This is a genomic window from Marinomonas sp. AWM4_232 (genome assembly GCF_056158325.1).
The window spans coordinates 3,263,675-3,276,457 of record NZ_JBSWTA010000001.1 but is presented as its reverse complement, the minus strand read 5'-3'; the positions used below and the strand labels follow the sequence as shown (position 1 = coordinate 3,276,457).

Genomic DNA, 12,783 nt, shown 5'->3' with positions numbered 1-12,783 from the left:
CCAATTACAGTCAATTTTTATCACTAATGAGTCAAATAAGGCTAACTCAGCTATTTAAGTAAGGATCTATGCCATGACCAGTACTCCTACTCCAGTGACAGAGCTCATTAAGTCGTCTGCTCATATGATTTACTCTGACGGCAACTTCTATCAGATAGCGCTGCTAAAACTGTATGAAGGCGTTAACTTGATGTCTTGGTATAGCCACTTTAGCTGCAAGCAAAACATCGCCCTAGAAGATGACTCGCACAATATCTACTTCAGCTTTAATTTAAACTTGCGGGGGGTTGCACAATGCTGCTTTTGCCAAATAAATGACGATTCTAAGCACACCGTTTTTCAAGGCTGCGGCGGTATTAGCTATCACCCAGCATATAGAGGGAGCTACATCCAGAAAGGAGAATTAGAGAACGTAACCTTAATCATAAACAAAGAGGTATTACCCCAATTTATTAACAACCACGAACAGCTAATGGCGCAACTAGTAGAGCACAACGGCTATATTAACAACCTATATCTTCCAGAATTACACGCCACGGCGAGACAGCTTTATAGCGAGATGACGGCCAGTTCCTCTACTCGTAATCACCTCTGGTTCCAAGGCAAGGGGTTGGTCTTTACCAGCCTTTTTATGGAGGCTCTTACTTCCCTATCCAATGTTCATCGCGTTTCGACATCGAATCAATATCGTCTCACCGATTTAAAAAACCACTTACTTTCAAATCTAAGCCATCCCCCTACTATTGCTCAGCTCGCAAAACTTTACGGCTTTAGCGCGAGTACACTAACGCGCAGTTTTCGGCGCGTATTCGGTTGCAGCATTAATGAAATGCTACAACGAGAGCGAATGATGTTTGCCCACCAAAAGCTGCTACGCTCCGAAGCTAGCGTCACCCAAATTGCAGCAGAAATCGGCTATAGCAATACCAGCCACTTCTCTAATATATTCCGCAAGCATTTCGGTATATTACCCGGCCAAGTAAGACGAGAACACGCCCACTAGATGTTGAGCAATCTAAACAGTAAGTGCCCTGGATGTTGAGTAAAGAGTCGCCCCTTTACTCCAGCAAAGTATCCATTCCCAGCGATGACCAAGCTATAGCTGATGCCATAGTTTTCATTTTCGTTTGGCTTTCAAGCCATTCTTTCATCGGATCAGAATCTTTTACAATACCGCACCCAGCAAACAGCGTAGCAGAATGACGATCTAGCAATGCCGAGCGCAGTGCCACAATGAAGGTGCCTCCTCCTTGTCGATCCAAATACCCCACAGGCGCAGCATACCATCCTCTATCAAGCTCTTCACTTTCACGAATATATCGTACAGCATGATCAACGGGTAATCCTCCGACAGCCGGTGTAGGGCGTAAGTTATAGACGATTCCAGCAAGCTTGGCGCATTGCATGTACTGCTTCTTCTCGGCTCTGGGGTATTACGCGCTCAAATACTCACCTAATATGTTGACCAGTAATACAGGTGTACCACGCGCCAATTTGCAAACCAAACTGCCGAGCAAAACGCTGATTTTCATGACTTAATGCTGATAGTAAAAGACCAGTCCCTGGGAAAAATGGTAGTTGGACATGATCTTTGCGCGTCAATGCATTCGTGCATACACCATGGCGCCAAGCCGCCACTTGGCCAAGATCACCATACCCGCCAAGAATCGCCACCGTTACCTTGGGGATTCCAGCCGCAATAACTTGACTATTCATACCCCTTCCTCCGCTCTAATAGAGTCGCATAGGTACTCATTCGAGCCATCAGTGGGCACCGTCAATTGCCACCCTTGGGCTTGCTCTCTTTCATGCCAGAATGCTTGATAACGCCCAGATTGTGACATTAACGAAGCATGGTTTCCGCGTTCAACAATATGTCCCTCTTCCAGCACCACGATTTGATCCGCCGCCATAATCGTCGGCAAGTTATGGGCGATGACAATGAGTGTTGCACGCTGTTTCATCACCTCCATTGTTCGCCTGAGATAGAGCTCATTTTCAGGATCCAGAGCCGCGGTAGCTTCATCCAATAACATAATGGGAGCATTTTTAATGATGGCGCGAGCGATCGAAACACGCTGGCGTTCTCCACCAGATAAGGCGCTGCCGCCTTCACCTACACGGGTTTGCCATCCATTAGGCAAACGCTGGACAATCTCTTCTACTCCGGCTAGTTTTGCGGCTTCAGCTAATGCTGCGCGGCTCGCGCTAGGAGAGCCAATCAGAATGTTCGCTTCTAAAGTATCGTCAAATAGGTAGACATCCTGCATAACCACCGAAATTTGCGCCATGAGAGCTTCAGTAGTCTGCTGTTTCACATCGCCCCCCCCCACATATACCGTGCCCTGTTGGGCATCAAAAAAGCGCATAATCAGCTTGCTGAGGGTTGTTTTGCCGCTGCCAGACCGACCTACAATAGCCGTCATCGTCTGACAAGGAACATGAAAAGTCAGGTCGGATAAGACTGGATGCTTAGAATCGTAACCAAACTGCACACGCTCCAAACGAACATCTCCAGGAAGTGTTACAGGAGTATTCGTGGTAGGAACATCAAGTGGTGCTTCATCTAATAAAGCAGCCAAACGATTAAGATCATTCGCCGCAATACGTAACAAACCACTACGACCTGCCGCCTCAGCCAGAGGTCCGGTTAGACGAGCCGTCAAAGCTAACAAGGCCACCAATTCTACCGAGGAAATTTCTTGATTGAATGCCTGCACAACAGCCACCAAAACAATAAGGGCAAAGCTTAACTGAACGATCATTCCGCCCGCTAAGATACGCGGAAAAGTCTGATCCAACATTGAGCTGCCTGCATGACGTTGCTTTTCCGTCGCCTCTTCAAGTGGTTGATAGCCCTCACGCGCTAAGCCAAACACTCTCAGTACTTGCTGCTTCTGAGCAAACTCTACGACCCGATTACTGGCCAGCGCCGCCGCGGCATCCACATTGGCTTCAGTCTTACCAATCCATTTCGCCGACCAATGATGAGCAAGATAAATAACAGGTGCGCAAAGTAATGCGGTGACACCAATATGCCAATCAATAAACAGCATTAATACTGCAATCGTTATAGGTGTCACCAACCCCGACACAATAGGGGCCATAAAGTGAGCAAACACATTGGTCACCATCAAGGTTCCCCCGGTTGCGCTGCGTGACAAGCGCCCTGTTTTATCTTCAGAAAACCAACCTGTAGGTAAAGTAACTAAGTGATCGCCCAAGCGTTGATGCAGTGTCGTTAACACCACTAAAGCCAGAGCAAAGCCTTTCATTGTATGCTGGTAGTGCGCTAAACAAACCAGTAGAACCAGTATTGCTAATACCGTCAGAGCATGTATTAACGCACCACTGTCCCCTACAAAGATGGCATTCAGAACCGGTACCACCATGACCATAGCGATACCCTGCAAGACCGAAAAGCCGATCAACCAAGCCATATAACGGTTTAATTGACCAAAGTATTCGGCTCCTAATATCTTTTTCAGACCTGAATACATTAGACCGCCTCCTTGTCAGATTCATAGGTTTTGACATCCGCTGCATTAGAAAAGGTATGCCACATTCGGCGGTAGATTCCTTGCGCATTGAGCAGCTCCTCATGACGGCCCTGCTCTTTAATTTGTCCCTGATCCAACACAACAATCTGATCCACCTTGGTAATGGTAGATAAACGATGGGCAATCACTATCACAGTACGGCCTTTTGTTACCTCTGAAAGGGCCTGTTGTACTTGTGCTTCGGATTCGGGATCAGCATGGGCGGTGGCCTCGTCTAAAATGAGGATGGGGGTATCTGAGAGCAAGTTTCGAGCGATAGATAGCCGTTGCGCTTCCCCCCTGAAAATATGGCATCTTCACCAATGACTGAGTCATAGCCTCTTGGAAGTAACAAAATACGGTCATGAATACGGGCTAAACGAGCAACGTTTTCTATCTCTTCCTGGGTGGCATTTGGTTTACCAAAACACAAGTTGTCCCGTACCGTCCCCCATAACAGCTGGGCGTCCTGTAATACGAAACCGACATGCTGATATAAAACACTGGGATCAACCTCTCGCAAGTCAACACCACCCAAACGAATAGCCCCCTGTGTTACGTCATAAAAACGCGGCACTAATTTAGCTAGGGTAGATTTGCCTGCACCTGATGCTCCAACCAAGGCAGTTACTGTGTTGGGTTTACAAACAAGATTGATATCTTTGAGAATGTCATCATTGCCATCAAAGCTAAAAGACACTCGCTCAAAACAGACCTCTGCATTAGAAGGGACTTGGGGAGATAAAGAGCACGGCAGCTCCTCAACATCCAGCAACTGGGTGACTCGTTGCGCTGCGGCAAGCGCTTTTCTTTGCGCCGCCATCCCTTGGGTGAACGCCATCAAAGTTTGAGGAATGACCATTGCGATCAACAGCTCAGCCACGAGCTCCGGCGCCGATACCCAACCTTGTAGCACCATCCAACCACCACCTAGCAAACTCACTAGGGCAATTATAGGCACAGAAAGGGCCATGGATGATATCGCTTCTAAGCGCAATAACGGACGTACCCATCCAGCATAACGTGAACTAAAGTCCGCGACGGCATTTTGATAACTGGCATGAGCGCGTCCTGTTTGCCCAAATACTTTCACCACAGCAATACCGTTTGCAAACTCGATAATCGCTGAGCTGACTTTGGCAAAGCTTTGGTCAAGCTGAGTCATTTTGCTACCGAAATCGCGCATCATCCAAAGGTAGGCCAACAAATAAATAGGTAGAGTTGCAACCGCCAGCAGTGCCAGACGCCAATCTAACCAAAGCAAATACAGTACTCCACCAAGCGGTAAAACAATGGCTCCGGCTAACTCAACATAGTGATGCGCCACCAAATGATGCAGATCTTCTAAATCATCCTGAACAGCTTTACGCACCGCACCCGAATTCTTATCTGAGTACCATCCCAATGGCACCTTACCTAAGCGTTTCACCAGCGCTCGCCGCAATGACGTTTGCAACCTATGATCGGCAATATGCATCAGCCAAAGCGCCGCGCCACTGCACATCCAGCCCAGCATTAATCCCAAAATCACCGCTACACCTAGTCCAATTAAGGTAGCGCTATCCGGCAAAGTTGAGGACAGCATCAGCTGCCCTAATTGCGCGATACCGATGAAAGGTACTAAGGTGGTTAGCGCACCCATTCCGCCCAAGGCTATCCCCATGTACATTAGGCCATGCACAGGTTTGCGTAACGATTTAAACGACTCCAAAGAGGCCTCCTTTTGATCTACAGCGTTCTGCTTCATCAAAGACTCCTCAATGGCATGGCGAGATAATCCGCCACCACTTCAACATGAGGGGGTTCGATCACACTAAAGTGATTACCGGGTACATTATGTAAGCTAAAGACACCTAGACAGGTTTCCTCCCAGAATGGCGCAATTAAATGCCCAACCCCAGCGGTAATACCAAATGACTGCTCCTCTTCACAACGTAAGAAACGCATATCACTAATATCATGATGTATTAAAGCAAGATCAAAAGGCGCAAAAGGATCCACTTGATGATGTGCCATATCCCTACTAATATCGACAATCCCTGACCGAGTGACTGCGTCACTTTTTGATGCTACAGAGGCACGATGGCTATTATGAATCAAAGCTTTCCAGCTAGATAAAGTCGGAGAAGCAATGAGTTCTACAAAAGAAACAGAGCACCCAGCCTTACGAAGAACCCCTGAAATTTTCATCATCGAAATAGAGTCCACCCCCATTTTAAGAAGATCACATTGATGATTTATATCAGCCGTCTTATCTATGACTGTGGCCCTGACGAGATCCTTAATTTGGGTCAATAATTGCTCAAAATCAGATCGCACTAAATGGTCATATTTCTCGTTTTTATCGGACACCTGTGTTTCTCCTTTGCTCTTAAAAAATTCTTGAATAAAAACTTCTTATTAAAAAATCAGCGACATTTTTGATAATGCCTTTAAATCATTTAAGTTTTTGAAGTCAAATAATCCCCCTGCCATTGTTATGACAGCAAAGGAAACAAACTAAAAAATTTAAACTAAAGCAAGAAAGGCTTGCTTAATCCCATACTGTTCCCTCAAATTCTAAAATGCGCTTTTTATCTATTTTGTCTACGGCAGTAACAGGTAGGTGTATTAAAGTCTTGATACGTTCAGGAAGTTTAAATTCTGCTATACCTTGACTACGAAGGTGTTCCCGCAGCTCTGTAAGCGGAGGCGGCTTGGTTGTAAGGCTTGGAACGATGGCCGCGGCCACTCTTTCTCCTGTATCTGAATCAGGCAATGCCACAACCGAAACTTGACGTACACTTGGAAGAGTTAATAAATGATCTTCTATTTCATCCGCAGCGATATTTTCACCATTACGAATAATAGTGTCCTTTAATCGCCCAGTAACAATTAAGTTTCCATTTCTAGTTTCACGCACTTCATCACCACTGCAATAATAACCATCGGTGGTAAAAGCATGTTGGTTATATTGCTGAGCGCGATAATATCCTCTTTGTGTGTAAGGGCCTTTTACCAGTAATTCCCCTTCTTCACCTTCCGCTACATCATTGCCAAGTTCATCGACGATACGGATATCGTCCAGAGCACTCATAGGGCGACCTTGATTGCTAACGATAAGTTCTTCGCTATCATCTATACGGGTATAACAAATTAACCCCTCTGCCATGCCAAAGACTTGTTGAGCGCTCCAAGAAAAGCAAGACTTATGTGAAGAAATGACCCGTTTAGGAGGAACACCTCCTGAATTGCTAGAAATCCCTGAAATACGCGATCTTTTTCTTCTATCTATACGTATAGACTACAAAATTCTCGAAACATGGGATGGCCAATCCACTGCCAATATCAATGCCCCTATTACCGTCTTTAGAGGAGTAGATGATTCAGAACTAACACTTGAGCAAGCTCAAGGTTGGAGTCGATGGCACACAGGGAAATTTTCCATAAAAGACTTTCCTGGTGGCCACTTCTATCTATCAGAAAACCCACAGCCAGCAATAGATGAGATTCATAAAATATTACTTAAATAAGCATCATCCAATATAGGAGTGTGATCATTATCACACTCCTATAATTTATGAAGTCTCTTTCAAATCTGGTATATATTCATATGTTTCAGACATCACGGAAGCACTTTTATATTTATATGGAATAACAATCAATATAGAAAACAAGCCAATAAAAAAGGCTAGAATTAAAACACCAGAATATCCCAACGTTGCGATTAAGGCGGTTCCTACCGAAACCATACCAATACTAAAAAAAGATTTGATACTATACTGCATGGTATATTCCGTTCCCGGTGCACTACCATTTGCCACATAATCCATCATTGAAGTCGCTAATATGGTTGCCGCCGGGTTATAACAAATAAAATAGATTCCTATCGCAAATGTCACAGACCAGCTATCGCTCATGCCATAAACCGGTAATGCGATTGCCGCAATCCCCAGTAGCTGAACCACCCCAGCCAATAGCAGCGCCCTATTGCGGCTCATCTTTTTAATGAGCCACCCTGTTCCTAATGCTGACAATACGCCTAAACTAGAACCTACCACATTAACTAAAAAGCCAATACGCTCTAGAGCCCAACCTTGATCCACTAAAACAGGCGCCACCAACGAATAAGCTAAGCTACTTCCGATAGGATAAATAAGTAAAATCACCAACCATTGCTTACTTCCGGGACGCTGCCAAAAAGATCTCATATGCTTTATGAACACCCATCCAGATTCCCTTGTCATCACGATATCCCGCTCTTGGTAAAACAGCAGTTGAATAAAGGATACGCTCGTCACCAACATCAGTACCGACAAACACCCCGCCCAACCAAGCCTGTCATACATCATTAAAACAACACCGGCACCTAACAGATTCCCAAGCAGTCCACCCGCAATTTGAATACCATTGCCAATCCCTCGGTCTTCTTCTCTCAGCATACGACAGGCCGTTGCATCAACCGCTATATCCTGAGTTGCCGATAAAAAAGCCATACCCAAACACAGCGCATAGACAGTCCAGAAGTCCTCAACAGCATCAAATAATGCCATGGCTGCGAACACTATAATCATGCCAAGCTGAGCCAGAATCATCCAACCACGATAGTGACCTAATCGACCAAATGACCACTTATCAACCCACCCAGCCCAAAGAAATTTAAAGGGCCACACCATGCCTAACATGTATACCATGCTAAGCATCTCAAAAGACACGCCCCTAGTTCTCAAAATAGCCACTAGGGCAATGATAAAAAAGCAAATACCAAGTGATTGTGTTGTATATAGGCTACCAAGCAGCCACCATTCAGAGCGAGAAACTGACAAACTTCGAGGTTGATTCGTGATACTGCTCATTGCTCTATTAGATCCAAAGTAATTATTTTTAATGCCCAAATATGTTTACAAACAAACATGGGAATGTTTCTCATTATTAAGAGTAATTACTAAGCTGTCAGCTCCGACTGGGAAACCGCATCTCTAATCGGGAAAAAATCATCTTCAACTTGGAATAATTACTGTGGGCTAAACATGGGGAAGAATGTGCCACCCGATCAGGGCAGCACAACTCCAAAGCATTCGTCCGAATGCAAGAATACCTAGCGGAATGGGTGGGGATCTTAACGCATAAGCAGTTGCTTAAGAGAAGAAGGAGATAAACCATACTCTTTACGGAAAGCGGCTGAAAAATGTCCTGGATTGTTATAACCAACTTTCTGCGCAGCATCCATGACGCTACAGCCTGAGAACTCGATAAAATATCTCGCCTTCTTCATACGTATACTGCGTTGACACTCAGCAATCGTCTGCCCCGTCTGCTGCTTAAATAGTGCTTTTAAATAACACTCATTTAGACCTACTTGGCGCGACAGAGAAGCAATGGTATGTCTCGTATCATAGTGGTTTTCAAGGATATTGATCGCCTCACAAACCTGGTGATAGTGCCTATGTCTATGAATGTCAAAATGCGGCTGGAATATCTGCGTAAAGTGTGATGCGATCTTATGAATAAGCTCCAGCACTAGGGATTCGACATAGATAATGTCGTTCAATTTTTCGCAGTTGCATTGCATAATCTTGTCCGCAACCTTGACCGCAAAATGACGACATAAGTGATCCATTTTGAGCAGACAATTATCGCGCGGAAAGGATTTTATTTCAGAAAGGTCGCGGTCCGAAAATAGCTGCCCAAAGAAACTAACGGGCACATCAATAGAAACCGCTTCAAGCCTATTATCTTGACTGGACTTATAATTTAGCAATAGGTTTTCGACACAAGACCGACAGCCAATACCGACTGCCCCAGATTCAAAGCTATGTAAGATCTTGCCATCAGATGTCTCTATATTTAGCTGTCCCGACAACACAATAAAGATGGCAATAACACCTGGGGACTCTGTGTACTGTGAATGCATGGGAGCAGATACACATGCACGACCAATCGTTAGCCCATGGACTATTTGAAATAAATCCATCCAGCCTCCCTTCTCTAAGGAAGGGCCGATCACGTCATATTGGTAGTACTTACGCCCCATCAGTGAAGCTTGCCCTGAAGCAACGTACTGACCGTGCTTATGGCAAGAGTCATGATAAAAATCTAGTATATCTAACTGGGTACTCATCATTCGAGCCTTGATTCCTTCCCTAAAACATAGCGCCAACAATAGCGGACTAATACTTTGATGACATTATAGATAATAATTCTCATTTTCAAATATAAAGTTGCTCACACACTGATTGCTTCCTTAAACAATAGACACTGGCAGCAAGAACCTGCTTTCGACTGTCCATAGAAATATCGCTTGTTTTATCTTCATTTAAAACGTTATAACATAACTATATAAATAGAAATAAAACAAGCGCCATCACTTTGATTAGCGCAACGTTAACGTATGACCATAGGACCAACATTAAGCAGTATGAACAATCATTCGAAGCTTCGTGTTATAGCGAGTATCAAAGAACACTTCCTTGGCTAAATAGATGGGTTGATTAAACCACTACACTCCAAGAGCATCAATCAAACTAAAGTCATGCCACAACCCATTCAAATAGAAATCTACTCATACAAGATCTGGCGAGAGCATAAAGCCATTCAAGCTTTAAATTAACTGAGAGGAAGAGAAAGCCAATGAGGTCAAACAAGGTGCTGTAAAAGAGAAACTATGGGATTTGTAACTTGTTAGTACGAACTGCAAAATAACACGAAAAATGCCTTTGAAAAAAGTCAAAAGAATTGGAATTCGCAAAATATGCCACAAATCGGTCACATCAAAAATCAGGAAAAATTTTGGTCAAAGCGTGGTCACAAGCATTATGTGACAGGAGAAAAATAAAAGCTATTTAAGATCAGATACTTATGAGGAAATTTATCAATATTGATAAGTGGTGGGTGTGGAGAGGTTCGAACTCCCGACATTCGCCTTGTAAGGGCGACGCTCTCCCAACTGAGCTACACACCCATCATAGTTTTACATCTTGAGGAAAGATGGCGGAACGGACGGGACTCGAACCCGCGACCCCCTGCGTGACAGGCAGGTATTCTAACCAACTGAACTACCGCTCCATACTGTCATAAGTTGTTTAGCCACTGACTTATAAGTGGTGGGTGTGGAGAGGTTCGAACTCCCGACATTCGCCTTGTAAGGGCGACGCTCTCCCAACTGAGCTACACACCCATCATAGTTTTACATCTTGAGGAAAGATGGCGGAACGGACGGGACTCGAACCCGCGACCCCCTGCGTGACAGGCAGGTATTCTAACCAACTGAACTACCGCTCCATACTGTCATAAGTTGTTTAGCCACTGACTTATAAGTGGTGGGTGTGGAGAGGTTCGAACTCCCGACATTCGCCTTGTAAGGGCGACGCTCTCCCAACTGAGCTACACACCCATCATAATGATGGTACTGCTACCGACTTACTTCTCATTAAAAGTAAGTGGCGGAACGGACGGGACTCGAACCCGCGACCCCCTGCGTGACAGGCAGGTATTCTAACCAACTGAACTACCGCTCCATTGTCATAAGTTGTTTAGCCACTGACTTATAAGTGGTGGGTGTGGAGAGGTTCGAACTCCCGACATTCGCCTTGTAAGGGCGACGCTCTCCCAACTGAGCTACACACCCGTCATAGTTTTACATCTTGAGGAAAGATGGCGGAACGGACGGGACTCGAACCCGCGACCCCCTGCGTGACAGGCAGGTATTCTAACCAACTGAACTACCGCTCCATATTGTCATAAGTTGTTTAGCCACTGACTTATAAGTGGTGGGTGTGGAGAGGTTCGAACTCCCGACATTCGCCTTGTAAGGGCGACGCTCTCCCAACTGAGCTACACACCCATCATAATGATGGTACTGCTACCGACTTACTTCTCATTAAAAGTAAGTGGCGGAACGGACGGGACTCGAACCCGCGACCCCCTGCGTGACAGGCAGGTATTCTAACCAACTGAACTACCGCTCCATTGTCATAAGTTGTTTAGCCACTGACTTATAAGTGGTGGGTGTGGAGAGGTTCGAACTCCCGACATTCGCCTTGTAAGGGCGACGCTCTCCCAACTGAGCTACACACCCGTCATAGTTTTACATCTTGAGGAAAGATGGCGGAACGGACGGGACTCGAACCCGCGACCCCCTGCGTGACAGGCAGGTATTCTAACCAACTGAACTACCGCTCCATATTGTCATAAGTTGTTTAGCCACTAACTTATAAGTGGTGGGTGTGGAGAGGTTCGAACTCCCGACATTCGCCTTGTAAGGGCGACGCTCTCCCAACTGAGCTACACACCCTTCTCAATTGGATATTGGTGCCGCCACCAAGAGTCGAACTCGGGACCCCCTGATTACAAGTCAGGTGCTCTACCAACTGAGCTATAGCGGCAAACAAAAATCCAGTAACAATTTAAATGGTGCCGCCACCAAGAGTCGAACTCGGGACCCCCTGATTACAAGTCAGGTGCTCTACCAACTGAGCTATAGCGGCATATAATCTTTTGCTACATCTTATGATGGTGCCGCCACCAAGAGTCGAACTCGGGACCCCCTGATTACAAGTCAGGTGCTCTACCAACTGAGCTATAGCGGCGCAAAAGAAACGCTTCAAATTGTAAGTGGTGCCGCCACCAAGAGTCGAACTCGGGACCCCCTGATTACAAGTCAGGTGCTCTACCAACTGAGCTATAGCGGCATATATCGCGAAGTGTTTTAATGGTGCCGCCACCAAGAGTCGAACTCGGGACCCCCTGATTACAAGTCAGGTGCTCTACCAACTGAGCTATAGCGGCTTAAACGCTTAACGAATTGTACAACCAAACTTTAGATGGTGCCGCCACCAAGAGTCGAACTCGGGACCCCCTGATTACAAGTCAGGTGCTCTACCAACTGAGCTATAGCGGCATTTCTAATTTTTGGTCGGGACGGCAGGATTTGAACCTGCGACCACTAGCACCCCATGCTAGTGCGCTACCAGGCTGCGCTACGCCCCGTTGCTAACCAGAGCGCTGCCCCTGTCAGCGGGTGCGTATATTACTATAACGAATTCAAAAGGAAAGATTTTTTTTAGATTTTTTTCAGTTTATTTTTCTTGTTTAAAAAACATACCTTCCCGCTAACTTATTTATATATAAGGAAAACCTCGCCCCTCCTGAAAATGCTCTGTCAGAATCTCACCAAATAAATGTCGTTGATCAATTTACATTCAGATACCAACTGTTCACAAATTGATCACAGTCTCTCAACAGGACTCCACTATTACCTGGAATA

At 45.5% G+C, this 12,783-nt stretch carries 10 protein-coding genes, 20 tRNA genes and 1 pseudogene; 2 read left to right on the top strand and 29 right to left on the bottom strand.

The window, feature by feature from the left end; translation table 11 throughout:
* Nucleotides 1–73 precede the first annotated feature (73 nt).
* Nucleotides 74–1,003, top strand: a complete 930-nt coding sequence (locus tag ACXAC1_RS15540; protein WP_475062610.1) for a helix-turn-helix transcriptional regulator — start codon at nt 74–76, stop codon at nt 1,001–1,003.
* Nucleotides 1,004–1,058: 55 nt separating this feature from the next.
* Here the strand turns inward: ACXAC1_RS15540 and ACXAC1_RS15535 are convergent, their stop codons facing one another.
* From ACXAC1_RS15535 to ACXAC1_RS15505, 7 genes are all read right to left on the bottom strand, one after another.
* Nucleotides 1,059–1,406 (bottom strand): chorismate-binding protein, encoded by a 348-nt coding sequence (locus ACXAC1_RS15535; RefSeq protein WP_475062609.1) that lies wholly within the window; start codon nt 1,404–1,406, stop codon nt 1,059–1,061.
* 43 nt (nt 1,407–1,449) lie between these two features.
* Nucleotides 1,450–1,716 carry a hypothetical protein gene (locus ACXAC1_RS15530; RefSeq protein WP_475062607.1) on the bottom strand — a complete coding sequence of 89 codons (267 nt, stop codon included), beginning with the start codon at nt 1,714–1,716 and terminating at the stop codon, nt 1,450–1,452.
* Nucleotides 1,713–3,500 carry an ABC transporter ATP-binding protein gene (locus ACXAC1_RS15525; RefSeq protein ID WP_475062605.1) on the bottom strand — a complete coding sequence of 596 codons (1,788 nt, stop codon included), beginning with the start codon at nt 3,498–3,500 and terminating at the stop codon, nt 1,713–1,715. The genes ACXAC1_RS15530 and ACXAC1_RS15525 overlap by 4 nt, the downstream gene beginning before the upstream one ends.
* Complete coding sequence (locus ACXAC1_RS15520) at nt 3,500–3,694, bottom strand: hypothetical protein (RefSeq protein WP_475062603.1); 195 nt, start codon at nt 3,692–3,694, stop codon at nt 3,500–3,502. The genes ACXAC1_RS15525 and ACXAC1_RS15520 overlap by 1 nt, the downstream gene beginning before the upstream one ends.
* An 80-nt stretch (nt 3,695–3,774) precedes the next feature.
* The gene (locus tag ACXAC1_RS15515; protein WP_475062601.1) at nt 3,775–5,286 is read right to left on the bottom strand and encodes an ABC transporter ATP-binding protein; all 1,512 of its coding nucleotides are present in this window, start codon (nt 5,284–5,286) and stop codon (nt 3,775–3,777) included.
* The gene (locus ACXAC1_RS15510; RefSeq protein WP_475062599.1) at nt 5,286–5,891 is read right to left on the bottom strand and encodes a phosphopantetheine-binding protein; all 606 of its coding nucleotides are present in this window, start codon (nt 5,889–5,891) and stop codon (nt 5,286–5,288) included. Before ACXAC1_RS15510 ends, ACXAC1_RS15515 begins: the two co-directional genes overlap by 1 nt.
* 181 nt (nt 5,892–6,072) lie before the next feature.
* A complete protein-coding gene (locus ACXAC1_RS15505) occupies nt 6,073–6,741 on the bottom strand; it encodes an AMP-binding protein (protein WP_475063846.1) in 669 nt (222 codons plus the stop codon).
* Here ACXAC1_RS15505 and ACXAC1_RS15500 point away from each other — a divergent pair.
* Nucleotides 6,728–7,051, top strand: a pseudogene (locus ACXAC1_RS15500) (thioesterase II family protein); the annotation flags it as partial. The gene ACXAC1_RS15505 and the pseudogene ACXAC1_RS15500 sit on opposite strands and share 14 nt — an antisense overlap.
* 45 nt (nt 7,052–7,096) lie before the next feature.
* Here the strand turns inward: ACXAC1_RS15500 and ACXAC1_RS15495 are convergent.
* The 22 genes from ACXAC1_RS15495 to ACXAC1_RS15390 form a co-directional block, all read right to left on the bottom strand.
* Nucleotides 7,097–8,374, bottom strand: coding sequence for an MFS transporter (locus ACXAC1_RS15495; RefSeq protein WP_475062597.1), 1,278 nt, complete (start codon nt 8,372–8,374; stop codon nt 7,097–7,099).
* A gap of 263 nt (nt 8,375–8,637) precedes the next feature.
* Nucleotides 8,638–9,642 carry a helix-turn-helix domain-containing protein gene (locus ACXAC1_RS15490; protein ID WP_475062595.1) on the bottom strand — a complete coding sequence of 335 codons (1,005 nt, stop codon included), beginning with the start codon at nt 9,640–9,642 and terminating at the stop codon, nt 8,638–8,640.
* Nucleotides 9,643–10,403: 761 nt separating this feature from the next.
* Nucleotides 10,404–10,479 (bottom strand) — tRNA-Val (locus ACXAC1_RS15485).
* 27 nt (nt 10,480–10,506) lie between these two features.
* A tRNA-Asp gene (locus ACXAC1_RS15480) sits at nt 10,507–10,583 on the bottom strand.
* Nucleotides 10,584–10,619: 36 nt separating this feature from the next.
* Nucleotides 10,620–10,695 (bottom strand) — tRNA-Val (locus ACXAC1_RS15475).
* Between the two features lie 27 nt (nt 10,696–10,722).
* Nucleotides 10,723–10,799: transfer RNA gene (locus tag ACXAC1_RS15470), tRNA-Asp, on the bottom strand.
* A 36-nt stretch (nt 10,800–10,835) separates the two neighbouring features.
* Nucleotides 10,836–10,911, bottom strand: a tRNA-Val gene (locus ACXAC1_RS15465).
* Between the two features lie 47 nt (nt 10,912–10,958).
* Nucleotides 10,959–11,035, bottom strand: a tRNA-Asp gene (locus ACXAC1_RS15460).
* A gap of 34 nt (nt 11,036–11,069) precedes the next feature.
* A tRNA-Val gene (locus tag ACXAC1_RS15455) sits at nt 11,070–11,145 on the bottom strand.
* Between the two features lie 27 nt (nt 11,146–11,172).
* Nucleotides 11,173–11,249 (bottom strand) — tRNA-Asp (locus tag ACXAC1_RS15450).
* 36 nt (nt 11,250–11,285) lie between these two features.
* Nucleotides 11,286–11,361 (bottom strand) — tRNA-Val (locus ACXAC1_RS15445).
* A gap of 47 nt (nt 11,362–11,408) precedes the next feature.
* Nucleotides 11,409–11,485 (bottom strand) — tRNA-Asp (locus tag ACXAC1_RS15440).
* A 34-nt stretch (nt 11,486–11,519) separates the two neighbouring features.
* Nucleotides 11,520–11,595 (bottom strand) — tRNA-Val (locus ACXAC1_RS15435).
* Nucleotides 11,596–11,622: 27 nt separating this feature from the next.
* A tRNA-Asp gene (locus tag ACXAC1_RS15430) sits at nt 11,623–11,699 on the bottom strand.
* Between the two features lie 36 nt (nt 11,700–11,735).
* A tRNA-Val gene (locus tag ACXAC1_RS15425) sits at nt 11,736–11,811 on the bottom strand.
* Nucleotides 11,812–11,826: 15 nt separating this feature from the next.
* Nucleotides 11,827–11,902 (bottom strand) — tRNA-Thr (locus ACXAC1_RS15420).
* A 26-nt stretch (nt 11,903–11,928) separates the two neighbouring features.
* Nucleotides 11,929–12,004, bottom strand: a tRNA-Thr gene (locus tag ACXAC1_RS15415).
* 26 nt (nt 12,005–12,030) lie between these two features.
* Nucleotides 12,031–12,106 (bottom strand) — tRNA-Thr (locus tag ACXAC1_RS15410).
* A 26-nt stretch (nt 12,107–12,132) separates the two neighbouring features.
* A tRNA-Thr gene (locus ACXAC1_RS15405) sits at nt 12,133–12,208 on the bottom strand.
* A gap of 21 nt (nt 12,209–12,229) precedes the next feature.
* Nucleotides 12,230–12,305: transfer RNA gene (locus ACXAC1_RS15400), tRNA-Thr, on the bottom strand.
* 36 nt (nt 12,306–12,341) lie between these two features.
* Nucleotides 12,342–12,417, bottom strand: a tRNA-Thr gene (locus ACXAC1_RS15395).
* Nucleotides 12,418–12,429: 12 nt separating this feature from the next.
* Nucleotides 12,430–12,506 (bottom strand) — tRNA-Pro (locus tag ACXAC1_RS15390).
* Between the last annotated feature and the right edge of the window lie 277 nt (nt 12,507–12,783).